We start from the raw sequence: 24,932 nt of genomic DNA, 5'->3' as shown, positions 1-24,932 counted from the left end.
TGTTCAAGGCCCGTGTGCGGTATCGGACCAGGTACGGAGGGCTCGCAATGACGGCCCGCGCGGGCAGTCCAGGCCGTCCGGGGTCATGGACTGCGTCACTTCGTTCGCAACGTCGCTATTCTTTCACCTTAACCGCGTCAATTAAGAAGATTTCAAAATGAGTACCAAAGTCAGTCAAGTCAAAACCGTCATATCCGCTGTGCTTTTTGCACTGATTGGCGTGAGCGCATTTGTCGCTGCGCCGAGCCAGGAAATTGCGGTCGTCCTTAACTTGCTGTTGCTGACGGTTTTTCTGTTTGCCTTCGAAGTGGTTGGCGTCGATGTGGCTGCGGTCAGCATCATGGTGCTGCTGGGCTTGATCAGCCAATTCGGATATTTGATCGGGTTGCCCGAACCGCTGGTGACTGGGCGCGAGCTTTTTGGCGGGTTTTCCAGCAATGCCGTGATGTCGATCATCGCCGTGATGATCGTCGGTGCAGGCCTCGACAAGACGGGCCTCATGAGCAGGGTAGCGACTTTCATCATCAGGGTAGCGGGGCATACCGAAGCTCGGGTGATCCCGGCAATCTCCAGCACGGTCGGCGTTATTTCCAGCTTCATGCAAAACGTCGGTGCTGCCGCCTTGTTCCTGCCGGTGGTTGGCAGGATTTCGGCCCGTACCGGCCTGCCAATGTCGCGCCTGCTGATGCCGATGGGCTTCTGCGCGATTCTTGGCGGCACCATCACCATGGTCGGCTCCAGCCCGCTGATTCTGCTCAACGACCTGATGCTGGCGTCGAACAAGGCCTTGCCGCCAGACCAGCAGATGCAGACCTGGTCGCTGTTTGCCGTTACCCCGATCGGTCTGGCGTTGCTGGCCACCGGCATCGCTTACTTTGTTTTCGCCGGCCGTTACGTGCTGCCGGGCAAGGCCACGGAAAGCGTCACCAGTGGCGCCAGCGCGATGGACTATTTCCAGAAGTTGTACGGCCTCGACTATGCCGTGTACGAGACCGTCATTCCGGCCAGCAGTGCGCTGGTCGGGAAGGTGATCGACGATATCGAGCGCCTGGGCCGCCTGCGCGTGATCGCCATCATGCGTGGCAGCGACGACCTGCGCATCGACCCGGCGCGCGACGTCCAGATCATCTCCGGCAGCGTGCTGGGCTTGCTCGGCGCGCCGGAGCGGCTGCGCGAGTTCGCCGCCGCCAACGGTTTGCAGTTACGCGAGCAACTTGAAACCTTTGCCGAGCAACTGTCGTCGGCCAAGGCCGGTATTGCAGAGGTGGTGATACCGCCCGGCTCCGAACTGATCGGCAAGAGCGCCCGCGATGTCTGGATGCGCAAGAAATACGGCATTTCACTGATGGCCTTGCATCGCGGCGGCAAGACCCTGCGTGAAGGCGACGGTGTGCGAGATTTGCCGCTCCAGTCCGGCGATGCGCTGGTGGTGCATACCAGCTGGGAAGCCCTGGCGCACCTGAAACAGGACAAGAACTTCGTGCTCATTACGACTGAATTTCCCCACGAGGAACTGCGTCCGAACAAAGTGAATGCAGCGCTCCTGTGTTTCGGCGTTGCGCTCGGGCTGATCCTGTTCACCAAAACCATGCTTTCCATTTCGCTGATGACCGGTGCCATCGGCATGATCCTGCTGCGCGTGCTTAAAGTCGAAGAGGCGTACCGCGCGGTGAGCTGGAAATCGGTATTTCTGCTGGCCAGCCTGATTCCGCTTGGCCTTGCGGTCGAGACCAGTGGCACGGCGAAATGGATCGCCGAGCAAACCCTGTTGTACCTGGGCGGCACCCCGATCTGGGTGATCCAGCTGGCAATTGCGGTGCTTGCGACCTGCTTTACCCTGGTCATGTCGAATGTCGGCGCGACGGTTCTGCTGGTGCCGCTGGCGGTCAATATTGCCATCGGGGCCGGTGCCGATCCGGCGGTTTTTGCGCTGACCGTGGCGCTGGCGACCTCGAACTCCTTTTTCTTGCCGACCCATCAGGTCAATGCGCTGCTAATGGGGCCTGGTGGGTATCATGTGGCCGATTACATGCGCGCTGGCGGCATCATGACCATCCTGTTCCTCTCCGTGTTGATGGTCATGCTGAACGTGATTTTTTAATGCAGGCATTTTTTTAAACCTTGAATGAAAGTATTGACACCATGAGTGACGCACTGAACTATCTGCTCAAAGCCAGGCCGGAAACCCTGAGCCACTACTTTGCCTTTCTGAAAGACAGCGGCAAGTATCTCGATCCCAAGACCCGCAATTTGATCTCGGTGATCACCAAGGTCCATGCGCAAACCGACCGTGGTTTTCGCCAGTACCTGGGCCGTGCCTTGCGCGAAGGCTGCACGCCGATGGAAGTGCTCGATGCACTGCTGATGGCTTTTCCGGCGCTGGGCCTGGCCAAAATTGTCTGGGCAGTGGACATCATCCTGGACATGAACATTCCCGGCTTTGCGCCCGAAGTCATCACGCAACTGACACCGGCAGCAGGCGAGTGGCGCGATGTCATGGCCGCCAGGGAGGTGCCCGACGGCGAGGTCACGCGCACCGAATGCCAGGGCCGCGGCCTGTTCATCTACCGCGACAAAAAGAGTTATCAGGTCTATGACAGCCACTGTCCGCATCAGAGCACCGACATCCCTGAACTGGCTGTCAAGGGGACCACCTTGACCTGCCCCAAACACCAATGGCAATTTGACGCCAAGAGCGGCGACTGTATCAAAAAAGGCAACAGTCCGCTCAAGCGCATTGAAACCAAAGTGGTCAAAGGCCGCCTGCTGGCTTTTTGGTAAGCCAGCCAGGCGCCTTTGACCCTCACCCATCACCCCAAGGTGAAATCGCAGAGTAAGTATTGATAACCCAAACTGGAGACACTGATGAAGACAAACCATAAGATATTTTTGCTGACCCCCTTGTGTGCGCTGCTTGCAGCCGGCACGGCACATGCCACCAACGGCATGCTGATGGAGGGCTACGGCCCCATTTCCACCGGCATGGGCGGCGTCTCACAGGCCATTGACCATGGCACTGCTGCCGTGGTGCAAAACCCGGCCACGTTGGGCATGATGGCCGACGGCACGGCACGCGTTGACGTGGCGTTTGGCATTCTGGGGCCGGATGTGAAGAGCAGTGTGCCTGCCTATGAGATGACTGCCGAATCAGGTGGCACGTCCTATCTGATGCCCGCCTTTGGCTACACCCGGCGCAGCGGTGCTTTGACCTATGGCCTGGGCATTTTTGCCCAAGGCGGCATGGGGACCGAATACGATGCGACTTCGTTCATGGGCGTGGTGCACGAAGAGATTCGGTTTCCAGCTCGTTCTGAGCTTGCGGTTGGCAATGTGCTCTTTCCAGTCGCTTACCAAGTCAATTCAAACCTGACGGTTGGTGCAACGCTGAAATTCATATGGTCTTCATTGGATATGCAGATGAATGGCAGCTTGGCCAGTTTGGCGGGCCCTAATGGCATCGTGACGGGGGGTGAAGGTGAGCTGGCAGAAATGATGGGCACAATGGCGCAGACCGAAGCCGCAAAATCGATCATCGCACGCATCGACTTCTCTGATGACAACGACTTCACCGGCGCCGCCAAGGCCACCGGATTCGGCGCTTCCTTGGGTATGACCTACAAGGTCAGCCCCGAAGTGATGGTGGGTGCTTCCTACCAGTCCAAGACGGCGCTGGATGACATGGAGACGGGCAATAGTGGCGCCAGTATTTCGGCGATCGGTGGTTTTATCGATCACGGCAAAATCACCGTGATCGACTTCCAGATGCCTTCCGTCTTTGCGGTCGGTGCCAGCTGGCAAGCCAGTCCGGCATTGTTGTTGGCGGCTGATGTGAAATACATCGGCTGGGCTGACGCCATGGAGAGTTTCAAGATGCGCTACGACAGTTCGGAAATGGGTGGCTCGGTGAGTTTCGTCATGCCCCAAAACTGGAAAGATCAAACCGTCTTGAATTTGGGTATGGCCTGGAAAGCCAACGATGCGCTCACGCTGCGTGCTGGCTTGAACCTGGCGGACAACCCGATCCCTGATGCCTACGTGAATCCGCTGTTCCCGGCCATTGTGAAAAACCATGTCACGCTGGGTCTGGGCTACAAAGTGTCGCAAGCCGGTGACTTCAATATGTCGGTGGCGGTGGCACCCAAGGTGACTGTCACCAGTGGTCAGGGCGTGGAGATTTCCCACGCCCAGACCAACTGGCAGCTCATGTACAGCCACCGCTTCTAAAACCAGCTTGAGCCTGCTTGAAACAGCAGGCTTGGCAAAAAGTGGGCGCTGCCAGTCAATGGCAGCGCCCACAGCCTTTTCAGGGCTTGAGGTAAGCAAAACCCTCTTTGCTTTGCAGCTTGGCGGCTTCGGCCACGCCCGAGGGCACCAGCCTGGTTTCCATCAGCAATTTGTCGGGGTCGATGTTGCGTGACACCAGGGTGTTGTTGCAGACCCGGAATTCGACGCCCTTGGCCGCCAGGTCGCTGACCATGCCGGAAAACTCCCGACCCTTGCTGTCTTTGGCATCGGCAATCAAAAAGTCAATGCCCGGCGCCTTCTTTGGGTGATGGTGAGGCAGCTTCGGAAAATTTGCCCATACCGCGGGTTTCTACTGTATTGGGTTTTCACCATTGCCCCCTACGATTACCACAGTCAACGCAATGGCTAGATTGGTTGATGTTATTCCCATGATGGCATATGGGTTGTTTTGGAAATTGATCATTACAAGGAGACAAAGTGAAAAAAGTTGACAGATTTTTTTCGGGCCTGGTTCTTGCCGGCCTTTGTTCTTGGGCCAGTGCCGATGCCCTGCAGGTGCGCAGCATGGCCGCAGGCTGTGCTGCCTGTCATGGCACCCATGGCGTGGCGGCACCAGGCATGGATGACCTGGCGGGCGCGAGAAAAGAAGTCCTGCTTAAAAGGATGCAGGATTACAAGTCTGGCAAAAGGTCGGCCACTGTGATGCATCAGCTCGTCAAGGGCTATTCCGATGAGCAGATTGAACAGCTCGCCGGTTACTTTGCCGCTTTGAAGAATTAAGGGGAACAACATGTTACGTCGTCAATTTGTAAGAACATTGGGTGCTGGTTCGGCACTGGGCGCCCTGGGCATGCTGTCAGGTTGCGCTTCCATGGGTGGTGGCAATGGCCCCAAGGTGGTCGTGGTGGGCGGGGGCTTTGGCGGTGCCACTACCGCCAAGTATGTGCGCATGTGGTCTGACTACGGCATTTCCGTGACCCTGGTCGAGCCCAATGCGTCGTACGTTTCGTGCCCGCTGTCCAACCTGGTGCTCAGCGGAATCAAAACCATGGACTTCATCACCACGCCCTATGATGGCCTGACCAAGAACCATGGCGTGAAGGTTGTGCGCGATAGCGTGACGGCCATCGATGCTGACAAACGCATCGTCAAACTGGCCGGTGGGGGTGAACTGGCTTACGACCGTCTGATTCTGTCGCCTGGCGTTGATTTCATGTGGGAAGCCCTGCCGGGTATGGCCGCCGCCGGCGCCAAGGACAAGGTGTTGCACGCCTGGAAAGCCGGCCCCCAAACCGTGGCCTTGCGCAAGCAGCTCGAAGCCATGCCCGATGGCGGTGTGTTCGCCATATCGGTTCCCATGACACCCTACCGTTGCCCCCCCGGCCCGTATGAGCGCGCTTGCCTGGTGGCCAGTTATTTCAGCAAGGCCAAGCCCAAATCCAAGGTGTTGATTCTGGATGCCAATGACGATGTCTCCTCTAAAGGCGCGCTGTTCAAAAAGGCCTGGGCCGAACACTACAAGGGCATGATCGAGTTCCGTGGCAAACACGCTTTGGCGGATGTGGACGTGGCCACCAACACCCTCAAGTTCGAATTTCACGAAGACGTGAAAGCCGATGTGCTCAATGTGCTGCCGCCCATGCGTGCTGGCGCCATTGCAGTGCAAACCGGCTTGGCAACGGTCAACAAGCGCTGGTGTGAGGTTGACTTTTTGACCTATGAATCCAAGGCTGCCAAAAACATCCACGTGCTGGGTGATTCGATTCAAGGCGCGCCTCGCATGCCCAAGTCGGGGAGCATGGCCAACCAGCATGGCAAAACCTGTGCCGCTGCCGTGGTGGCTTTGTTGACCGGCAAAACGCCCAACCCCTCACCGATCTATACCAACACCTGCTACAGCTTCCTCACCAGCAACACTGCTGTTCATGTGGCCAGCGTGCATACCTATGATCCGGTCAAGAAAACCATGGTGACCGTGGCGGGATCCGGGGGTTTGTCAAAAGCTGCCAATCAACTGGAAGCGGAGTATGCGCTGGGTTGGGCGCATAACATCTGGGCTGACTCCCTTGTTTAGCCGCAGCGACAGTGCGCTGATGACAATGCCGTGAGGCAAACGATCGTCAGTGCACTGGGGCCTGGTTGGCCTGGTGTGTGCAGGGGCTGACGGAACAGGTGGCCAGCTCATGAGTTCACGTCATTTTTTCCTGACACGTCGCCACTGGCTGCTGGCGGTTGTGGGCGCCAGTGGGATGGGGCCAGGGCATGCCCTGGCCCAGGCTTTGCCCGTGCCCGCTTCACTGCCTGAGGCGCTGGCCAGGGCGCTGCAAAAGGGCAGTCCGCTGCTGGTCATGGTGAGTCTGGACGGGTGCCCATTTTGCAACTTGGTGCGTGAGAATTATCTGGCTCCGCTACAGGGTCAGGCGGGCCTGTCCATCGTGCAAATCGACATGCGCAACCAGCAGATGGTGCAGGACTTCAGCGGGGCCCGCCAAACCCATGACCAGTTGATTCGCAGTTGGGACATCAAGATTGCGCCGACCGTGTTGTTCTTTGGCCGCGGCGGGGTTGAAGTGGCCGAACGCCTGGTGGGCGGCTACATTCCGGATTTTTACGGGGCCCACCTGGACGACCGGCTGCGCACCGCCCGCGCTGTCGTGGCGCACTGAGGGGCCTCGGATGATGCCCGTCAAAACCGGATCGGCGTGGCGTGGCACCTCCGACGGTCGCCAGTGCGGTACAGTGCAAATCACAGTGGCAAAACACCGCTTGCACACGGCCTTCACAGATTCGAATGTCCGGATTGACGCAAGGATGCCAGCCTTCTCGGTCATCGCTTTGCTGAGGCCATCCTCTTTGAGGCTGGTCTGGTCGCGGGAGCTGGCGAGTAGCGTCCAGCGCACAGAGATAGGGGTCATTTTCAGTATGAACACAAAGTAGGAGGTTTCAATGCAAACTCGTCGCGAGACACTCAAACACAGCGCCATCGTGGCCGGCCTGCTGGCCACCACGGGCCTGTTTCCCCACTACGCCCAGGCCTACAACAAGCCTGCCTTTGAAGCCAAATCAGTGGTGGATGTGCTCAAGGCATTGGGCGCAGGTGCCCCTGCAGAAAGCAAGGATGTCACCATTACCGGGCCGGACCTTGCTGAAAACGGTGCAGTGGTTCACTTTACGATCGGTACCGCACTGCCCGGCGTCAAACGCATGCTGCTGCTGGTCGAAAAAAACCCGTTTACCCTGGTTGCCCTCTTCAACGTGACCGACAGTGTGGAAGCCAACTTTGCCATCCGCTCCAAGATGGGGCAGTCCTCGAGCGTGTATGCCGTGGCCATCATGAACGACGGCCGGGCACTGTTTGCCAGAAAGGAAGTCAAAGTCACGCTGGGCGGTTGCGGCGGTTAAGGCCGACTGGCCCCGGCACTGACGTATTCATTCATTATTCAGGAGTTCAAAAATGGCAGATCCAATGCGCATTCGCGCCAAAGCAGAAGGCGGAAAAACCACCGTTCGTGTCTTGATGAGTCACATGATGGAGTCGGGCCAGCGTAAAGATGCCGCTGGCAAACCGATTCTCGCCTGGCACATCAACGAAGTGTCCGCCAGCCATAACGGCACCGTCGTGATGACTGCCGAATGGGGCCAGGCGGTCTCGAAAGACCCGTTCATGCAGTTCAACATCAAAGGTGGCAAGGCCGGCGACAAGGTGGCCATCACCTGGAAGGACACCAAGGGCGACAGCCGCACCGATGAAGCCGTGGTGACCTGATCCCACTTTATATGCCTGGTTGATGCGATAAATTCTCGTTCATATACCAATGCATTGGCCGCAGCTTGATCTTGAGACGCATTTCCTGCTGGGGGCGTGTTGTGCACCCTGCACAAGCCCTGTCTTGCCGGCTCAGCGCGTCAAGGCCATGAACAGCCGGGGCAACTGCTCGGGTAGCCGGGCAATGTTGTCGATCACCGTGTACTGGCGCCCGAAGATGTCGCTCACGTAGGCATCTGCGGCGGCATCGAGGTTGATGCAGTAGCTGAAGATGCCCTGCTGGTCGAGCTCGCGCACCGCTGCTTTGGCGTCCTCGATCAGCAGGCGTTCATCTTGCACGTCGATGTCGGAGGGTTGACCGTCGGTGAGCACCAACAGCAACTTTTTGTCAGTCCGCTGCGCGCTCAAAGTGTGTGCCGCGTGGCGCATGGCGGCGCCCATGCGGGTGCTGTAGGCGGCCTGCATGGCGGCCAGCCGGGCCTTGACCTCGTCACCCCACGCCTCGCCAAAACCTTTGAGGTGCAGGTAACGCACGTCATGGCGCGTGTTGGAGTGAAAGCCGGCAATGGCCAGCGGGTCGCCGAGTTGCTGCACTGCCCAGGCCAGCAGCGACACCGCTTCCTGGCTCAGTTGCAGCACGGTTTGTTCGGCGCCGCGCGCCTTTTCGTTGAGCGATTGCGACAAGTCCAGCAGCACGGTCACGGCGATGCTGCGGCCATTGGTGGTGTGGCTCATGTTGATGCGCGGCTCGGGCTGGCTGCCTGCGCGCAGGTCGATCAGCGAGCGGATCGCCACGTCCAGGTCCAGTTCGCTGCCGTCTTCCTGGTAGCGCACGCGCACCTTGTCCTGCGGCTTGAGCAGGTCCAGCAGGCGCTTGAGGCGTTTGGCCAGCGCGCTATGTTTGGCCAGCAGCGCATCGATGTCGGCGGCGTTGCCCGCCGGGTGCAGCCGCTCGTACAGGCTCACCCAGTCGGGCCGGAAGGTCTGGCTGCTGTAGTCCCACTCTGGATAATGGCGTGGCGGCAGGCTTTGAATCTCGTCAGTGGGCGGAGTCTGGCGCGGCTCCTCAAAACTTTCCTCGTCGTCGCTGAGTTCATGAAAGCGCCACAAGTGCCGGTTGTCGTCGCGGTAGTCCGCCACGGTGTCTTCAAACCAGGTATCTGGCAACTGGTCGCTTTGTAGCCGGGTTTTGCCGAGGTAGCTTAAGCCCAGGCCGGCGATCTCTGAGGTGCTGGAATCGCCCTCCGCCAGCAGGGCATGAAAGCGCTCTACCCAATCGCTGACTTGCACATCCTGAACCCGTTGGGGTGGGTCGAACAGGGCGCGCGACAGCACCGCGAGGCGATGGCGCAGGCAGGAATGCGTGGCCGGGTTGCAGGCGCCGGCCACCGGGTTCGGGTGCAGGGCGATGAAGATGCGGCGCAGGCCGGGGTATTCGCGCATGGCCAGTGCCTCGACCCGGGCATCTTCAAACATTTCAATCGCCAGCCGCTGTGCCGGGCTGAAGTTGTCGGCAAAAACGGCTGAGCTCCAGCGCCGGTGCGCCGCCATGTGCGCCAGCGCGGCGCGGTAGCGGTCCATGCCTTGGACGCCGGCGCGCTCGTCATACACGTCGGGCAGGCGAATGCCAAACGCGTCAAAGTAGGGCATGGGCTGGCGCTGCACCTCGAACGCGGTGGCGTAGGGCACCAGTACATCGCCGTCTTGCCAGAGTGCGCGCAAATACAGGTCGAGCGCGCGGGTGTGGTCCATCAGCAGCGTGCCGTGGCGCTCGCGCTGCAGCACGGCGCGGCTGTCGGCGCTCTGCAGGCTGAAATACTCGCGCTGCTGCTCCGGGTGGTGGCTGTAGTTGCGGATGCCGTAGTCCACCCATTGGCTCAGTCCCTGCAGACTCAGCAGCTCCAGCAGTTGCGGCGATTTTTCGAAAAAGAGGGCCAGACTCGGGCTCGGGTAGCTCTTGTGGATGCCGTGGATCGAGCTGCTGGTGCGCTCCATCAGCAGCAGGCTCAGGTCAAGGTAATGCTGCAACTGGGCCTGAGTGGGCAGGCGCCGCACCACGGCCGCCAGCGCCTGCAAAAATGGCGCAATCGCCTTGCTGTTGGGGGACTTGTTGATCAGTTTGACGGCCGCCATGACCGGGCTCAAGGCGTCTTCGCCCACGGTTTGCGCCACCTGCGGCCATTCCTGCAAAAAGATCAGCAGTGGTTCGACACCCCGGCCCATTTTGCCCAGAAAACGCGCCTGCGCCAGGTAGTCGTCGAGCCCGTCGGCGCTGAGGCTGGTGTGGGCTTCGCGCATGCAGTCGGCAAAGACGTCGGCCACCTCGGCAAAGCCGCTGTCGAGCTGCGTGCGCCAGGCTTGTAACTGATCAGCGCTTGGTGCCGTTGTGATCGGCGTGTTGAATAGGCTTGTCATTGCGAGCGAAGCGCGGCAATCCATGTGCCTCAGCCGAACACCGCGTCAATGGCATGGTCGAGCGTGGCGCGGATGTCGGCGTCGTCGGTGATGGGCCGCACCAGCGCCATGCGGCAGGCGTCCACCGGCGCCACGTCGCCCAGCATCAAGGTGGCGGCATAGACCAGCAGCCGGGTCGAAATGCCTTCATCCAGGCCGTGGCCCTTGAGTGCGCGCGCCGCAGCGCCCACCTTCACCAGCCGCACCGCATCGGCCAGGGCAATGCCGGTTTCCGCGGTGATGATGCTGGCTTCCAGTTCGGCGCCGGGATAGTCAAAGTCAAAGCCGACAAAGCGCTGTTTGGTGCTTTGTTTGAGGTCTTTCATCAGGCTTTGGTAACCGGGGTTGTACGAGATCACCAGCTGAAAGTCTGGGTGCGCCTGAATCAATTCGCCTTTTTTGTCGAGTGGCAGCTGGCGCCGGTGGTCGGTGAGCGGGTGAATGACCACCGTGGTGTCCTGGCGCGCTTCGACGATTTCATCGAGGTAGCAAATGGCGCCGATGCGTGCCGCCGTGGCCAATGGGCCGTTGAGCCAGCGCGTGCCGTTGGCATCCAAAAGGTAGCGGCCCACCAGGTCGGAGGCGGTCATGTCTTCGTTGCAGGCCACGGTGATGAGCGGTTTGCCGAGCTTCCAGGCCATGTATTCGACAAACCGTGATTTGCCACAGCCGGTGGGGCCCTTGACCATGACCGGCAGTTTGGCCTGGTACGCAGCTTCATACAGCGCGACTTCGTTGCTCTGTTGCTGGTAGAACGGCTCTTTGGCGATGCGGTACTGCTGTGCGGTGTCGGTCATTTTGCAGTTCTCTTTAGGTTGATATTTGAAGACAAATGCATTTTTAGCTGTGCTGGCTCCGCAGCGCGCATTGGGTATCTGACATCACTCGTGTCCCCCGGTTCGGGCTGGTGCCCGAACCTCCTCCTTTACCTCGCCATGTCAGACACCCAACGCACGCTGCTCCATGATCACAATATGGTTCAGTCCAAGACCAACGGCGTATCGGGATCGGGGTGGCAGGATACCCTGCCGCCCCGATCCCCCTCACGCTCTGTCTCCTTGAACCCGGTTTCCGGTTTTTATTTATGCACGCCCAGCTTCTCGCGCCAGCCCGGAAACAGCAAGTCCGCATCTTTGGGGAACGACTCAAACGCGCGGGCAAATTCGGTGTGCTCCTTGGCGTATTCGATCGGGTCGGCACCGGCTTTCCAGCAGTCGTAGGCCTGGCGCAACGACAGGGCGCCGGCGGCGGGTGAGTCGATGTGGCCATAAGCGCCGCCGCCAGCGGTATTGATCACATTGCCGTGGCCCAGGTTCTTGAAGAAACCCGGCAGGCGCAGCGCGTTCATGCCGCCCGAGATGATCGGCGTGGTGGGCTTGATGCCGTACCATTTTTGAAAATAGACCGGCCCCTGGCACTCGTCGCGCTCGATCATGTAGGCAATCACCTTGTCGTCGCCTTCGCCCTCCATCTTGCCGTAACCCATGGTGCCCACGTGGATGCCGCTGGCACCTTGCAGACGCGCCATTTTGGCCAGCACAAAAGCGGTGTAGCCGCGTTTTGCGCTGGGGCTGGTGATCATGCCGTGGCCGGCGCGGTGGTAGTGCAGATACTGGTTGGGGTACTGCCGCCGCGCCGTGGTGATCATGCCGGGGCCGCCGACAAAACCGTCCACCAGAAACGCCAGCTTGTCGGCATCGGGGCCAAAGGTTTCCAGCGCAAAGTCGGCACGGGCGCACATCTCGTAATGGTCGTCGGCGGTGATGTTCATCGAGAACAGCTTGGCTTGGCCGGTTTCGTCTTGGGCGCGCTTGAGCGAGTCATAGACCAGCGGCAGCGTTTTCTTGATGGGGGCGAACACCTGGTTGCCTTGCGGCTCGTCGTTCTTGATGAAGTCGCCACCCAGCCAGAACTGGTAAGCGGCTGCTGCAAACGGCTCGGGGCGCAGACCCAGCTTGGGCTTGATGATGGTGCCGGCAATGTAGCCGCCGTCTTTCACCGGGCGGCCCAGAATGCGCCACAGGTCCGAGATGTCCTTGGCCGGGCCGTCAAACATCTGGATGACGCGCTCGGGCATGTAGAAGTCGATCATCTTGGCGTGCTTGATGTCCCCCATGCCCTGGTTGTTGCCAATGGCCAGCGTCAAAAAGGACACCAGCATGAAGCGGCCGTCGGTCACGTTGCGGTCGAACAGTTCCAGCGGGTAGGCAATGCGCATGTCCTCGGTGGCTTCGTCGATGTAATAGACCAGCGCATCGACGCCGCGGGTGAAATCGTCGGTGGTGCTCACCTCCACATTGGTGCCGGTGGAAGACTCGGCGGCAAAGTGGGCGGCAGTTTCCAGGTAGCCATGTCCGGTTTTGGGGGCCATTTTGTAGGCTACCAAAATGTGGTTACCAGCGGCGATCAGGTCTTCTTCCTTGAGGCTCAGGTCAGCGTAACGGTTCGATTGATCCATGGTTTGTCTCCAGTTGTGAGTGGTTTGAAGCGATGGCTTGAACTATAGGCAGGCTTATTCATCATGAAAATTCAAATAAATTGATTTTTTAATCAGTTTTTATTGATGAATTACCTTGCGCGCCACTTTTGAGACAGGCGGGCAAAGTCACGGACAATGGAGGCCAGTCACGCTTATTGTTCAGTTGCCTCAAAGGAGTTGATTCATGCCGATCGTTGTGTTCAATCAAAAAGGCGGGGTTGGCAAGTCCACCATCACCTGCAATCTGGCCGCCATCAGTGCCAACCAGGGCCTGCGCACGCTGGTTATCGACCTCGATCCGCAGGGCAACTCCACCAGCTACTTGCTGGGCGACACCGCCAGCGACGAGCAGCCCAGCGTGGCCGGTTTTTTTGAACAAACCCTGAGCTACAGCTTTCGCAACGTGCCCGCCACCGACTACGTGGTCGAAACGCCGTTTGAAAACCTCGATGTGATGCCGTCGAGCCCGGCGCTCAACGAGCTGCTGGTCAAGCTCGAATCGCGCCAGAAAATCTACAAGCTGCGCGAAGCCCTGGTGCAACTGGGCGAAACGTATGACCGCATCTACATCGACACGCCGCCGGCGCTGAACTTCTTTACCCGGGCCGCGCTGATTGGCGCCACTGGTTGCCTGATTCCGTTTGATTGCGACAGCTTCTCGCGTCAGGCGCTGTATGCGCTGCTGGACAACGTGCAGGAAATCCGCGCCGACCACAACCCCGACCTGCAGATCGACGGCATCGTGGTCAACCAGTTCCAGTCCCGCGCCAACCTGCCCCAGCGCATGGTGGCTGAACTTGTTGAGGAAGGCCTGCCGGTGCTGCAGCCGTATTTGCCGTCATCGGTGCGCATTCGCGAGTCGCACGAGCAGTCGCTGCCCATGATCCACCTCGACCCGAACCACAAGATCACGCTGGCGCTGGTGGAATTGCATGACGGGTTGCGGGGGTAGGCATTTTTTTTGGGTGAACGTCATACTTTTTGTTTCATACCAAACAAGAAATACTGTGATTTTTATCTAAAGAGATATGTCATGAAAGCGACAGATGTGACGCTGGCAGAACGTGGCCAGATTGTGATTCCCAAAGAAGTGCGCGACGAACTGGGCCTGAAGCCCGGTGCCAAGCTGCAAATTCGCGTCGTCGATGGGCGTTTGGTGATCGAGAAAAAAGTGGCACTTGACCTGCGCCGCTGGCTTGGCCGTGCCGTTGATGATGGTTTGATCACCAACGAAGCCCTGGCCGAGTTGCGAGGCCGCCCGGTGCCCTGGCGCGACGGGGATGCGGCGGCATGAAAACTGCTGTTGATTCAAGTGTCCTGTTCGACATTATCAAAGAGTGCACCCGGTGCTGGCGCCGCCCAAGCGGCGCTGGAGGCCGCCTTGGCACATGGCAGCTTGTGTGTCTGCGCTGTGGTGGTGGCAGAGTTGGGGCGCTACTTTTCGGACGAACAAGACCTGCGTGAATTTCTGGCGGCATGCCAAATTGACCATGACCCGCTGTCCATGGAGACCGCGCTGGAAGCGGCACGCATCATGCGCGTTTACGCCCGCAATAAAGGCCCCCGCGAACGCGTTGCCCCGGATTTTTTGATTGGCGCCCACGCCATCCAACAAGCCGATGCCCTGCTGACCAACGACGCTGGTTTCTTTCGCAACTACTTTGCCGCCTTGAAGGTGATCACGCCTGTCAATTAACTTGCTTGCCGGTAGCCGAGCGTTTTTGCGATATTTGTATTACAGTGTCGTACAAACCGGAGCCAATCATGCCAACAACCTTGACTGTTCGCCTCTCTGAAACCGAGGCACAAAACCTCGATGTGCTGTGTTCCAGCGCTGGAAAATCACGTAGCGAGGTGGTGCGCGATGCGCTGCGTTCGTATCGCTTGCGCGAAGCCTTGCGTCAAAGCCAGACGCAGTTGGCGCCGCTGGCGCGCGCGGCGGGCTGGCTGACTGAAGACGACATTCTTCAAGACGTGTCATGAAGGTATTTTTGGATACCAACGTATGGCTTTCTGCAACGGTGTTTTCGGGATTGTGTGAAGAATTGGTATTGCAATGTGCCGATCGCGGTTGGCTCTACAGCAGTGAACTGGTGCGCCAGGAAGCCCACGAGGTTTTAACTCGTAAATTTCCGCAGCGCCCGGATGCCTCTGTGCTGTTTGATCTGGCCTGGCAGGCTGCGGCGTTGATTGACGATGTTGCCGAGCCAAAAAATGATAACGATGTGCGCTTGGTTGATGCCACTGCCTTGGCTGGCATGGCGCTCTTTGTGACCGGCGACAAGCGGGTATTGAGTTGGAAAAGTCGCCCAGGCCCAGCGGGTTTGATGCGTATTGCCTCGCCACGGCAAGCGTGGCAGATGCTGTTTGGTGTTGGGCTGCCAAACTAACTTTCACGGCATCTGAATGTCACCGGATCAAGACGGTCATGTCGCTCGTCCGGCTTGGGTTGTGCCAATTCATCGTCTTTGTCTCAACTCCAGGTATCCATCAACGCCCCGCCTTGCTCGATCAGGAATTGCTTGAACGCCAGCGCGGCCGGGGACAGTTTTTTTTCTTTGAGATGCGTCACAAACCAGTTGTTAATTTGCGGCAGGCCCTGCACATCGAGCAGCGCCAGATGACCGCTGGCGAGTTCGTGGCGCACCGTGCGCATCGACAAAAAGCTCAGGCCCATGCCGGCCATCACGGCCTGTTTGATGGTTTCGTTGCTGGGCATGGCCATCACCACCTGCAGCGGCGTCTTGTTTTCCTCGAACAGCCGGTGCATGGCGGCGCGGGTGCCGGAGCCTTCCTCGCGCACCACAAATTTGTAATCGGCCAGGGCGCTGAATGGCAGCTTCTTGCGCCGTACCAGCGGGTGGTCGGTGGCGGCGACCATCGCCAGCGGGTTGGTGGCAAACGCCGTGGCCTGGCAATTGAGGTGGCTGGGTGCGCGGCCCATGATGACCAGATCAGCCTCGCTGCGCGCCAGCAAGCCCAGCACATTTTCGCGGTTGTCGATGCTGAGCTGGACATGAATGCCGGGGTTGAGCTTGCCAAAGCGCACCAGCAGCATGGGCACAAAATATTTGGCTGTGCTGACCACGGCCAGTTCGATTCGGCCCTGTTTCAGGCCCACATGCTCGGCCATTTGGGCTTCCAGGTCCTTGAATTGCGCCATCGCTGCGCTGGCGTGGGTCAGAAAGACTTCACCGGCGTGGGTGAGCTGGATGTTGCGCCCGGTCGGCTCGATCAGCGCCAGGCCAAAGGCGTCTTCCAACTGGCGCAGCTGCATCGACACCGCCGGTTGGGTGACAAACAGGCGCTCGGCGGCTTTGGAGACCGAGCGCTGGCGCGCCACTTCCAGAAAGGTTTGAATCTGCTTGAAGGTGTAGGGACGCATCGGAGTCTCCGAGTTTCATCAGGTCATGCTGATGATTTTTTTAAAAAACGTGATTAGAGTTTATGGGTTTAGGCGATTAAAGTAAATCCATGCCGCGAAAGTGGCCAATGCAAGTAAACCCAAAGAAAGTCCTGTCATGCGCCAGCCGTCGACCGCCAACTCGTTGCAAGCCCTCATCTTTGATGTGGATGGCACGCTGGCCGACACCGAGCGCGTGCATCTGTCCGCCTTTAACCATGCCTTCAAGGAAATGGGCATGGACTGGGTCTGGGACGAGGCGCTTTACACCGAGCTGCTTGAAATTTCGGGCGGCAAGGAGCGCATCCTGCATTACTGGAAGCAGGTCAACCCCGACATCAAGGTACTCAACGCGCAGGCTTTGAGCGACCGCATCGGCCGCATCCATGAACTCAAAACCGCCGCCTACGAGAACGCTGTCAATCAGGGCGAAGTCAGCCTGCGCCCCGGCGTGCTCAAGCTGATGGACGAGGCGCTCGCCGCCGGGTTGCAGCTGGCGATTGCCACCACCACGTCGCCGGTGAACATTGCCGCGCTGTTGCGCCAAGCCATCGGCCCGGACTGGCGGCTGAATTTTTCGGCCATTGGCGACGCCTCCACGGCGCCCATCAAAAAGCCGCACCCGCAGGTGTATTTGCAGATGCTCAATGCCTTGCAGTTGCCCGCCGCGCAGTGCCTGGCGTTCGAGGATTCGAGCAACGGGCTGCGTGCCGCCACCGCGGCGGGCCTGGCGACCATCGTGACACCCAATGGTTTCACGGCACACCATGATTTCACCGGGGCGCTGCGCGTGGTGCCTGATTTGAGTCAGGTCAATCTGCTGCAATTGCGCCAGTGGCACGCGGCGCGGGCCAGGTAAAAGTGCACTGAACTGCATCACCCTCAGAAATTTCCAACTTTACAGAAAGCACACCATGAGCATATCGAATGTCCTGCGTTTGGCCCCGAGCATTTTGTCGGCTGACTTTGCCCGTCTGGGCGAAGAAGTCCGTGCCATTGAGGCCGCCGGTTGCGACCTGGTGCACTTTGACGTGATGGACAACCACTACGTGCCCAACCTGACCATTGGGCCGCTGGTGTGCGAGGCGATTCGCCCGCATGTGAGCATCCCGATCGACGTGCATCTGATGGTGGAGCCGGTCGATGCCATCATCCCGCTGTTTGCCAAGGCCGGTGCCAACATCATCACCTTTCACCCCGAGGCCTCCAAACATGTGGACCGCAGCCTGTCGATGATTCGCGAGCTCGGTTGCAAGGCCGGTCTGGTGCTCAACCCTGCCACCCCGGTGGACTGGCTCGACCACGTCATGGACAAGCTCGACATGATTTTGCTGATGAGCGTCAACCCCGGCTTTGGTGGCCAGAAGTTCATCCCGTCCACGCTGGCCAAGCTGCGCCAGGTGCGGGCCAAAATTGGCGCGCATGTGGCCACGGGCGGTCAGCCCATCTGGCTCGAAGTGGACGGCGGTGTCAAGACCGACAACATTGCAGAAATTGTGGCCGCTGGTGCCGATACCTGCGTGGCCGGTAGCGCCGTGTTTGGTGCGCCCGATGCCGACGGCGGCTACAAGGGTGTGATGCAGGCGCTGCGCCGCGCGGCCCGCCGGGCCTGACGCTGCGCGCCATTGAATCATAAATTTTAAACATCTGGAGATACCCATGCCTTTGACCATCCGATCCAACCGCTCGACGCTCACACAGTTTCTCATCGAGGAGCGGCGTCGCCACCCAAGTGCCAGCGGCGACTTCAACGCCTTGATTCTGGACGTGGCGCTGGCCTGCAAAGGCATCGCCAAGGCGGTCGCCTATGGCGAGCTGGCCGGCATGACCGGCAACTATGCGGCAGACGCCGGGGGCTCGGTCAATGTGCAGGGCGAGACGCAGAAGAAGCTCGACGTGCTGTCCAACGATGTCTTCATGCAGCGCACCGAATGGGCCGGCAACCTGGCGGGCATGGCCTCTGAAGAAATGGAAGCCCCGTACCAGATCCCGGCGCAGTACCAGCGCGGCAAATACCTGATCGTGTTCGACCCGCTTGACGGCTCCAGCAACATCGATGTGAATGTCTCGGTGGGCAGCATTTTCAGCATCTTGCTCGCGCCGCAAGACGTGATCGATTCGGGCCGCGACGTGACCGATGCCGACTTTTTTCAGCCGGGCGCCAAACAAATGGCCGCCGGTTACGCGCTCTACGGCCCCACCACACAGCTGGTGCTGACCGTGGGCGAAGGTGTCAATGGCTTCACGCTCGACCCCAACCTGGGCGAGTTCATGCTCACGCACCCCAAGATGACGGTTCCGGCAGATACCCAGGAATTTGCCATCAACGCGTCCAATGCCCGTTTCTGGGAGGCGCCGGTCAAGCGTTATGTCGATGAATGCCTGGCCGGCAAAACGGGCCCGCGCGGCAAGGACTTCAACATGCGCTGGATTGCCAGCATGGTGGCCGAGGCACACCGAATTCTGATGCGTGGTGGTGTTTTCTTGTACCCGCGCGACAGCAAAGACCCGTCCAAACCGGGCCGCCTGCGCCTGCTCTACGAGGCCAACCCGGTGGGCATGATCATGGAACAGGCGGGGGGCCGTGCCTCCACCGGTGAGCTGCCCATGATGAGCGTGCAACCCACCGGCCTGCACCAGCGCATTGGCTTTGTCTTCGGCTCCAAAAATGAGGTCGAGCGCATCGAGCGCTACCACGCCGAGCCCGCGCCCACCACTTTCGAGAACCCGCTGTTTGCCGAGCGCAGCCTGTTCCGGGATTAATTTTTAACAATAAGGAGACTTTGCCATGTCCATTCGCCACCCCATCATCGCCATCACCGGCTCCAGCGGCGCCGGCACCAGTTCGGTGCAGCGCACCTTCGAGAATATTTTCCGGCGTGAAAGCATCAGCGCCGCCATCATCGAAGGCGACAGCTTTCACCGTTTTGATCGCAAGGCCATGAAGCTCAAAGCGGCCGAAGCCGAGGCCGCGGGCAACAAGAACTTCAGCCATTTCGGTGCTGAAAACAACCTGTTTGCCGAACTCGAGGCGCTGTTTCGCAATTACGCCGAAACCGGTACCGGCAAGCGCCGCAAATACCTGCACGACCCCGAAGAGGCCGCACCCTACAAGCAAGACCCCGGCACTTTCACGCCCTGGGAAGACGTGCCCGACAACAGCGATTTGCTGTTTTACGAGGGTCTGCACGGCGCCGTGGTCACGCCCGAGGTCAACATCGCCCAGCACCCCGATTTGCTGATTGGCGTGGTGCCGGTCATCAACCTGGAATGGATTCAGAAGCTGTACCGCGACAAATTGCAGCGCGGCTACAGCACCGAGGCCGTCACCGACACCATTTTGCGGCGCATGCCCGACTATGTGAACTACATCTGTCCGCAGTTCATGCACACGCATGTCAACTTTCAGCGTGTGCCAATGGTCGATACCAGCAACCCGTTCATCTCGCGTGAGGTACCCACGGCCGACGAGAGCATGGTGGTGATTCGCTTTGCCAACCCCAAAGGTATCGATTTCCAGTATTTGCGCAGCATGCTCGATGAAAGTTTCATGAGCCGCGCCAACACCATCGTGGTGCCCGGCGGCAAAATGGAACTGGCCATGCAACTCATCTTTACGCCCTTCATCTGGCGCATGATGGAACGTAAAAAGAAAGCCGCCTGATATTTACCCGTCATTGCGAACCTCATCGTCATTGCGAACGAAGTGAAGCAATCCAGTACCCCGGACTGCATGGACTACCGGGCTGCGCTCGCAGTGACGGCTTCCTTGTTCAAGGTCTGTGTGCGGTGTCGGGTCTTCATCGTACGGTAGGCAATGACAACTAACTCAAACCATTCAAAAGTAACACCATGAACACACCTACACCTGAATTCGCCAAGCAAATGGCCAACGCCATCCGCATGCTGGCAGTCGATGCCGTCGAAAAAGCCAAGTCCGGCCACCCCGGCGCGCCCATGGGCATGGCCGACATCGCCGAAGTGCTGTGGAACCGCCACCTGAGCCACAACCCGGCCAACCCGCTTTGGGCCAACCGCGACCGCTTTGTGCTCAGTAACGGCCATGGCTCCATGCTCATTTATGCGCTGTTGCACCTCACGGGTTACGACCTGCCGATGGAAGAGCTTAAAAACTTCCGCCAATTGCACAGCAAAACCGCCGGTCACCCCGAAGTGGGCGTCACGCCGGGCGTGGAAACCACCACCGGTCCGCTCGGTCAGGGCATCAGCAACGCGGTCGGCATGGCGCTGGCCGAGAAGCTGCTGGCCGCTGAATTCAACCAGCCCGATGCCAGCATCGTGGACCACTTCACCTACGCCTTCATGGGCGACGGTTGCATGATGGAAGGCATCAGTCACGAGGCCTGCAGTCTGGCCGGCACGCTGCGCCTGTCGAAGCTGGTGGCGTTTTATGACGACAACGGCATCAGCATTGACGGCCACGTTGAAGGCTGGTTTACCGACGACACGCCCAAGCGTTTCGAGGCCTACGGCTGGAATGTGATCGCTGCCGTGGACGGCCACAACCCCGCGGCGCTTGATGCCGCCATCAAGGCCGCCAAGGCGCAGGCTGTGACGGCCACCGGCAAACCGACGCTGATCTGCTGCAAGACCATCATTGGCCTGGGTTCGCCCAACAAGGCCGGCACGCACGATGTGCACGGTGCTGCGCTGGGCGCGGCCGAGGTGGCCGCCACCCGCGAGGCGCTGGGCTGGACCGCGGCGCCGTTTGACGTCCCCACCGAGATTGCCAGCGCCTGGAACGCAGTGGCGCGCGGTGCTGCGGCCGAGGGGCAGTGGCGTGACCAGTTTGCCGCCTACCAGGCCAAATATCCGGCGCAGGCCGCCGAATTCGAGCGCCGCATGGCCGGCGACCTGCTGCCCGCGTTTGCCGAAAAATTGCCCGACGTGCTGGCTGCCATCGCTGCCAATGCCACGGCCTTTGCCACGCGCAAATCCAGCCAGAATGCGCTCGATGCCATTGCCCCGCTGCTGCCCGAATTCTTTGGCGGCAGCGCCGACCTGACCGGCTCGAACCTGACCAATTTCAAGGGCTGCGTCAAGGCGGGCCGCGACAAATGGGGTAACCACATGAGCTACGGCGTGCGCGAATTCGGCATGGCCGCCATCATGAACGGCATCGCGCTGCACGGCGGCTACATCCCCTACGGCGGCACCTTCCTGACCTTCAGCGACTACAGCCGCAACGCCATCCGCATGGCTGCGCTGATGAAAATTCGCGTCATTCACGTGTTTACCCACGACAGCATCGGCCTGGGCGAAGACGGCCCAACGCACCAGAGCGTGGAGCACATCCCCAGTCTGCGCATCATCCCGGGGCTGGACGTGTGGCGCCCGGCCGATGGCCTCGAAACTGCTGTGGCCTGGGCCTGTGCGGTGGAGCGCAAAGACGGCCCCAGCGCGCTGTGCCTGTCACGGCAAAACCTGCCGCGCCTGAGCATGCTCAGCCAGGCCGACAAAATCCGCAAGGGTGGCTACATCCTGTCCGACATGGAGGGTGCGCAAGCGGCCATTTTGTCCACCGGCTCGGAACTGGAGCTGGCCATGAAGGCGCAAGCCGAGTTGGCCACGCAGGGCATAGCGACCCGCGTGGTGTCCATGCCGTGCAGCAATGTGTTCGACCGCCAAAGCGATGCCTACCAGGAAATGGTCTTGCCGCTGGGCCTGCCCACCGTGGCCATTGAGGCCGCGCACCCCGACTTCTGGCGCAAATACGTAGGCCGTACTGGCGTTGTGATCGGCATGCCGACCTTTGGCGAATCAGCCCCGGCGCCCAAGCTGTACGCGCACTTCGGCATCACGGCCGAGCACGTGGTGTCGGCAGTGAAAACACTGGCGCACCGCGCGGCCCACTACCGCGCAGAGCCCTTGCCCGACACTGTGGTGCCGTCGAGCAACTAACAACGCCACCCCATGAAGCAGCGCGCCTTTGACCTGATACTGTTCGACCTCGACGGCACGTTGGTGGAAACGGCGCCCGAGATCGTGGATGCCGTCAACGATACCCTCGGACACTTCGGCATGCCCAGGGTGAAGCAGCAGCAGGTCAGCGACTGGATCGGTCACGGCACGCGCGAGCTGCTGGTGCAGGCGTTGGCGCAGGTCACCGGAACCACTGCCGCACAAGTGCGCGCCAGCGAACTGCTGGCCAGGATTTTGCCGGTGTACGACAGCTTTTACTCGCGGCGCTGCGGCACCCGCAGCCAGCTCTACCCACATGTTTGCGAGACCTTGCGAGCCTTGCGTGTCGAGGGTGTCAAGTTGGCGCTGGTGACCAACAAGGAAAGCCGCTACACCCGGGTGGTGATGGATGTGCATCAGCTCGACGAGCTGTTCGACGCGGTGGTCTGTGGCGACACGCTGGCCACCAAAAAGCCGGATCCGGCGGGCGTGGCCCGCTGCCTGGCGCAGTTTCGCGTCGCGCCCGAGCGCTGTCTGTTTGTCGGCGACTCCAGCATCGACGCCGCCACCGCACGCAATGCCGGTGTGGCGGTGTGGCTGCTACCTCACGGCTACAACATGGGTCAACCCATTGAAAGCTGCTCGCCCGACCGGATCATTGCCGATTTTTCCTGGCTGTTGAAACCGGTGCGTGCGGAAGAATTGAGTTGAAATAATAGGCATTTAACCAGGAGTGAAAAAGCATGAAAGTTTTACGTTTTGCCGATGTGATTGCCAGCGGTTTTGCCACGGGCAAGCGGGTGTTTATTCGCGCTGACCTCAACGTGCCGCAGGACGAGGCGGGCAACATCACCGAAGACACCCGCATCCGCGCCAGCGTGCCCTGCATTCAGATGGCGCTGGCAGCTGGCGCTGCGGTCATGGTCACCAGCCATCTGGGTCGCCCGACCGAGGGCGCCTTCAAGCCGTCTGATTCGCTGGCTCCGGTGGCCAAACGACTCGGCGAACTGCTGGGCCGCGAGGTGCCGCTGGTGGCTAACTGGGTCGATGGCGTGGACGTGCGACCCGGTCAGATTGTGTTGCTGGAAAACTGCCGCGTGAATGTGGGCGAAAAGAAAAATGCCCCCGAGCTGGCCAAAAAACTCGCTGCCCTGTGCGACGTGTTTGTGCACGATGCCTTTGGCACCGCGCACCGCGCCGAGGGCACCACCTACGGCATTGCCCAGTTTGCCCCCATCGCCTGTGCCGGCCCCTTGCTGGCCGCCGAGATCGACGCCATCAACAAGGCGCTGGCCAACCCCAAGCGCCCGCTGGTGGCCATCGTGGCCGGCTCCAAGGTGTCGAGCAAGCTGACCATTTTGCAGGCGCTGGCCAAAAACGTGGACCAGCTCATTGTGGGCGGCGGCATTGCCAACACCTTCATGCTGGCCTGCGGCCTGAGCATTGGCAAAAGTCTGGCCGAACCCGGCCTGGTTGACGACGCCAAAGCCGTGATCGAGGCCATGAAGGCGCGCGGTGCCGAGGTGCCCATTCCCACCGACGTGGTCACCGCCAAAACCTTTGCCGCTGACGCGCAAGCCACTGTCAAGGCTGCCACTGACGTGGCCGAAGACGACCTGATTCTGGATATTGGCCCTGAGACGGCAGCCAAACTGGCCGAGCAGCTCAAAAAGGCCGGCACCATCGTCTGGAACGGCCCAGTGGGTGTGTTCGAGTTTGCCGCGTTCGAGAACGGCACCAAGGTCATTGCGCACGCCATTGCCGAGTCGTCGGCCTTCTCAATAGCCGGTGGCGGCGACACGCTGGCTGCCATTGCCAAGTACGGCATCGAGAAGGATGTGGGCTACATCTCGACCGGCGGCGGTGCATTTCTGGAAGTGCTGGAAGGCAAAACCCTGCCCGCCTTCGAGATCCTGCAAAAGCGCGCCGCGGGTTAGTCTGCCCCACAGGGTGTCAAGCCCGCCCAATTTCATTCCCGCCAACTCACACATCCGATGCGTGGGCTGTGCCAATTTTTTCTTAAAACCACCAGGAGATCATCATGGCCTTTGTTTCCCTTCGTCAAGTGCTCGACCACGCTGCTGAAAACGGCTATGGCGTGCCCGCCTTCAACGTCAACAACCTGGAGCAAATCCAGGCCATCATGGAGGCTGCCGCCGCCACCGACAGCCCGGTGATCTTGCAGGCCAGCGCCGGCGCCCGCAAATATGCTGGTGAAGCCTATTTGCGCCACATGGTGCTGGCGGCGGTCGAGTCCTACCCGGATATTCCGGTGGTGATGCACCAGGACCATGGCACCTCTGCGGCGGTGTGTCAGCAGTCGATCCGCTCGGGCTTTACCAGCGTCATGATGGACGGCTCGCTCATGAGTGACGGCAAGACACCTTCGAGCTACGAGTACAACGTTGACGTGACGCGCCGCGTCTGCGAGATGGCGCACGCCGTGGGTGTGTCGGTTGAAGGCGAACTGGGTTGCCTGGGTAGCCTGGAAACCGGCGACGCGGGTGAGGAAGACGGCATTGGCGCGCAGGGCAAGCTCAGCCACGAGCAGATGCTGACCGATCCGGTGCAGGCCAAGGACTTTGTCGCGCAGACCGGTGTTGACGCCCTGGCCATTGCCATCGGCACCAGCCACGGCGCCTACAAGTTCACGCGCAAGCCCA

27 protein-coding genes are annotated in these 24,932 nt (G+C 60.0%); 21 read left to right on the top strand and 6 right to left on the bottom strand.

Annotated features, from left to right (window positions below):
* Window positions 1-115: 115 nt before the first annotated feature.
* Window positions 116-367, bottom strand: a complete 252-nt coding sequence (locus IBX54_RS04405) for a hypothetical protein (protein ID WP_296541449.1) — start codon at window positions 365-367, stop codon at window positions 116-118.
* On the opposite strand from IBX54_RS04405, the gene IBX54_RS04400 reads away from it, so the two are divergent.
* The 3 genes from IBX54_RS04400 (at window position 341) to IBX54_RS04390 (ending at window position 4,224) form a co-directional block, all read left to right on the top strand.
* Window positions 341-2,101: an SLC13 family permease gene (locus tag IBX54_RS04400; RefSeq protein WP_296541448.1), complete on the top strand. Its 1,761-nt coding sequence runs from the start codon at window positions 341-343 to the stop codon at window positions 2,099-2,101. The two genes, IBX54_RS04405 and IBX54_RS04400, sit on opposite strands and share 27 nt — an antisense overlap.
* A 41-nt stretch (window positions 2,102-2,142) precedes the next feature.
* Window positions 2,143-2,781 (top strand): Rieske 2Fe-2S domain-containing protein, encoded by a 639-nt coding sequence (locus IBX54_RS04395; protein WP_296541447.1) that lies wholly within the window; start codon window positions 2,143-2,145, stop codon window positions 2,779-2,781.
* An 84-nt stretch (window positions 2,782-2,865) separates the two neighbouring features.
* Window positions 2,866-4,224 carry a DUF5723 family protein gene (locus IBX54_RS04390; RefSeq protein WP_296541446.1) on the top strand — a complete coding sequence of 453 codons (1,359 nt, stop codon included), beginning with the start codon at window positions 2,866-2,868 and terminating at the stop codon, window positions 4,222-4,224.
* A gap of 79 nt (window positions 4,225-4,303) precedes the next feature.
* Here IBX54_RS04390 and IBX54_RS04385 read toward each other — a convergent pair whose 3' ends face one another.
* Window positions 4,304-4,522: a DsrE family protein gene (locus tag IBX54_RS04385; protein ID WP_367141809.1), complete on the bottom strand. Its 219-nt coding sequence runs from the start codon at window positions 4,520-4,522 to the stop codon at window positions 4,304-4,306.
* A gap of 200 nt (window positions 4,523-4,722) precedes the next feature.
* On the opposite strand from IBX54_RS04385, the gene IBX54_RS04380 reads away from it, so the two are divergent.
* From IBX54_RS04380 to soxZ, 5 genes are all read left to right on the top strand, one after another.
* A complete protein-coding gene (locus IBX54_RS04380) occupies window positions 4,723-5,025 on the top strand; it encodes a class I cytochrome c (RefSeq protein ID WP_296541445.1) in 303 nt (100 codons plus the stop codon).
* 10 nt (window positions 5,026-5,035) lie between these two features.
* On the top strand, window positions 5,036-6,319 hold the full coding sequence (locus IBX54_RS04375) for an NAD(P)/FAD-dependent oxidoreductase (RefSeq protein ID WP_296541444.1): 1,284 nt from the start codon (window positions 5,036-5,038) through the stop codon (window positions 6,317-6,319).
* 109 nt (window positions 6,320-6,428) lie between these two features.
* Complete coding sequence (locus IBX54_RS04370; RefSeq protein WP_296541443.1) at window positions 6,429-6,911, top strand: thioredoxin fold domain-containing protein; 483 nt, start codon at window positions 6,429-6,431, stop codon at window positions 6,909-6,911.
* A gap of 280 nt (window positions 6,912-7,191) precedes the next feature.
* Window positions 7,192-7,647 carry a thiosulfate oxidation carrier protein SoxY gene (soxY, locus tag IBX54_RS04365; protein ID WP_296541442.1) on the top strand — a complete coding sequence of 152 codons (456 nt, stop codon included), beginning with the start codon at window positions 7,192-7,194 and terminating at the stop codon, window positions 7,645-7,647.
* A 52-nt stretch (window positions 7,648-7,699) separates the two neighbouring features.
* The gene (soxZ, locus tag IBX54_RS04360) at window positions 7,700-8,011 is read left to right on the top strand and encodes a thiosulfate oxidation carrier complex protein SoxZ (protein WP_296541441.1); all 312 of its coding nucleotides are present in this window, start codon (window positions 7,700-7,702) and stop codon (window positions 8,009-8,011) included.
* 132 nt (window positions 8,012-8,143) lie between these two features.
* On the opposite strand, the gene IBX54_RS04355 is transcribed toward soxZ, so the two are convergent.
* The 3 genes from IBX54_RS04355 to IBX54_RS04345 all read right to left on the bottom strand — a co-directional run bounded on the left by IBX54_RS04355 (window position 8,144) and on the right by IBX54_RS04345 (window position 12,923).
* Complete coding sequence (locus IBX54_RS04355) at window positions 8,144-10,426, bottom strand: VWA domain-containing protein (RefSeq protein ID WP_296541440.1); 2,283 nt, start codon at window positions 10,424-10,426, stop codon at window positions 8,144-8,146.
* Between the two features lie 29 nt (window positions 10,427-10,455).
* On the bottom strand, window positions 10,456-11,262 hold the full coding sequence (locus IBX54_RS04350) for a CbbQ/NirQ/NorQ/GpvN family protein (RefSeq protein WP_296541439.1): 807 nt from the start codon (window positions 11,260-11,262) through the stop codon (window positions 10,456-10,458).
* Window positions 11,263-11,543: 281 nt separating this feature from the next.
* Window positions 11,544-12,923: a ribulose-bisphosphate carboxylase gene (locus IBX54_RS04345; protein WP_296541438.1), complete on the bottom strand. Its 1,380-nt coding sequence runs from the start codon at window positions 12,921-12,923 to the stop codon at window positions 11,544-11,546.
* 205 nt (window positions 12,924-13,128) lie between these two features.
* Between IBX54_RS04345 and IBX54_RS04340 the strand changes: the two genes are divergently transcribed.
* The 5 genes from IBX54_RS04340 (at window position 13,129) to IBX54_RS04320 (ending at window position 15,334) form a co-directional block, all read left to right on the top strand.
* Window positions 13,129-13,896 (top strand): ParA family protein, encoded by a 768-nt coding sequence (locus IBX54_RS04340; RefSeq protein WP_296541437.1) that lies wholly within the window; start codon window positions 13,129-13,131, stop codon window positions 13,894-13,896.
* Between the two features lie 81 nt (window positions 13,897-13,977).
* On the top strand, window positions 13,978-14,238 hold the full coding sequence (locus tag IBX54_RS04335) for an AbrB/MazE/SpoVT family DNA-binding domain-containing protein (RefSeq protein WP_296541436.1): 261 nt from the start codon (window positions 13,978-13,980) through the stop codon (window positions 14,236-14,238).
* 18 nt (window positions 14,239-14,256) lie between these two features.
* On the top strand, window positions 14,257-14,640 hold the full coding sequence (locus IBX54_RS04330; protein WP_296541435.1) for a PIN domain-containing protein: 384 nt from the start codon (window positions 14,257-14,259) through the stop codon (window positions 14,638-14,640).
* A gap of 68 nt (window positions 14,641-14,708) precedes the next feature.
* Window positions 14,709-14,927 carry a ribbon-helix-helix protein, CopG family gene (locus IBX54_RS04325; protein WP_296541434.1) on the top strand — a complete coding sequence of 73 codons (219 nt, stop codon included), beginning with the start codon at window positions 14,709-14,711 and terminating at the stop codon, window positions 14,925-14,927.
* Complete coding sequence (locus IBX54_RS04320; RefSeq protein ID WP_296541433.1) at window positions 14,924-15,334, top strand: hypothetical protein; 411 nt, start codon at window positions 14,924-14,926, stop codon at window positions 15,332-15,334. The genes IBX54_RS04325 and IBX54_RS04320 overlap by 4 nt, the downstream gene beginning before the upstream one ends.
* Window positions 15,335-15,417: 83 nt before the next feature.
* Here IBX54_RS04320 and IBX54_RS04315 read toward each other — a convergent pair whose 3' ends face one another.
* Entirely contained in the window at window positions 15,418-16,329 is a 912-nt protein-coding gene (locus tag IBX54_RS04315; RefSeq protein ID WP_296541432.1) for a LysR family transcriptional regulator, read from the bottom strand.
* A gap of 136 nt (window positions 16,330-16,465) precedes the next feature.
* Between IBX54_RS04315 and IBX54_RS04310 the strand changes: the two genes are divergently transcribed.
* The 8 genes from IBX54_RS04310 to IBX54_RS04275 all read left to right on the top strand — a co-directional run.
* Window positions 16,466-17,206, top strand: a complete 741-nt coding sequence (locus tag IBX54_RS04310) for an HAD-IA family hydrolase (RefSeq protein WP_296541431.1) — start codon at window positions 16,466-16,468, stop codon at window positions 17,204-17,206.
* Between the two features lie 55 nt (window positions 17,207-17,261).
* Window positions 17,262-17,960: a ribulose-phosphate 3-epimerase gene (rpe, locus tag IBX54_RS04305; RefSeq protein WP_296541430.1), complete on the top strand. Its 699-nt coding sequence runs from the start codon at window positions 17,262-17,264 to the stop codon at window positions 17,958-17,960.
* Window positions 17,961-18,006: 46 nt separating this feature from the next.
* The gene (locus IBX54_RS04300; protein WP_296541429.1) at window positions 18,007-19,110 is read left to right on the top strand and encodes a class 1 fructose-bisphosphatase; all 1,104 of its coding nucleotides are present in this window, start codon (window positions 18,007-18,009) and stop codon (window positions 19,108-19,110) included.
* Window positions 19,111-19,135: 25 nt separating this feature from the next.
* Window positions 19,136-20,011 carry a phosphoribulokinase gene (locus tag IBX54_RS04295; protein ID WP_296541428.1) on the top strand — a complete coding sequence of 292 codons (876 nt, stop codon included), beginning with the start codon at window positions 19,136-19,138 and terminating at the stop codon, window positions 20,009-20,011.
* Between the two features lie 188 nt (window positions 20,012-20,199).
* Window positions 20,200-22,269 (top strand): transketolase, encoded by a 2,070-nt coding sequence (gene tkt / locus IBX54_RS04290; RefSeq protein WP_296541427.1) that lies wholly within the window; start codon window positions 20,200-20,202, stop codon window positions 22,267-22,269.
* Window positions 22,270-22,281: 12 nt separating this feature from the next.
* On the top strand, window positions 22,282-22,980 hold the full coding sequence (locus IBX54_RS04285; protein ID WP_296541426.1) for an HAD-IA family hydrolase: 699 nt from the start codon (window positions 22,282-22,284) through the stop codon (window positions 22,978-22,980).
* A 32-nt stretch (window positions 22,981-23,012) separates the two neighbouring features.
* On the top strand, window positions 23,013-24,206 hold the full coding sequence (locus tag IBX54_RS04280) for a phosphoglycerate kinase (RefSeq protein WP_296541425.1): 1,194 nt from the start codon (window positions 23,013-23,015) through the stop codon (window positions 24,204-24,206).
* Between the two features lie 104 nt (window positions 24,207-24,310).
* The coding region (locus IBX54_RS04275) for a ketose-bisphosphate aldolase (RefSeq protein WP_296541424.1) at window positions 24,311-24,932 on the top strand (622 nt) is incomplete at its 3' end.

Source organism: Rhodoferax sp., assembly GCF_014859475.1.
Lineage (GTDB): Bacteria > Pseudomonadota > Gammaproteobacteria > Burkholderiales > Burkholderiaceae_C > Rhodoferax.
Note: the sequence above shows the minus strand (reverse complement) of the source record. Positions and strands in the feature narration are given on the sequence as shown.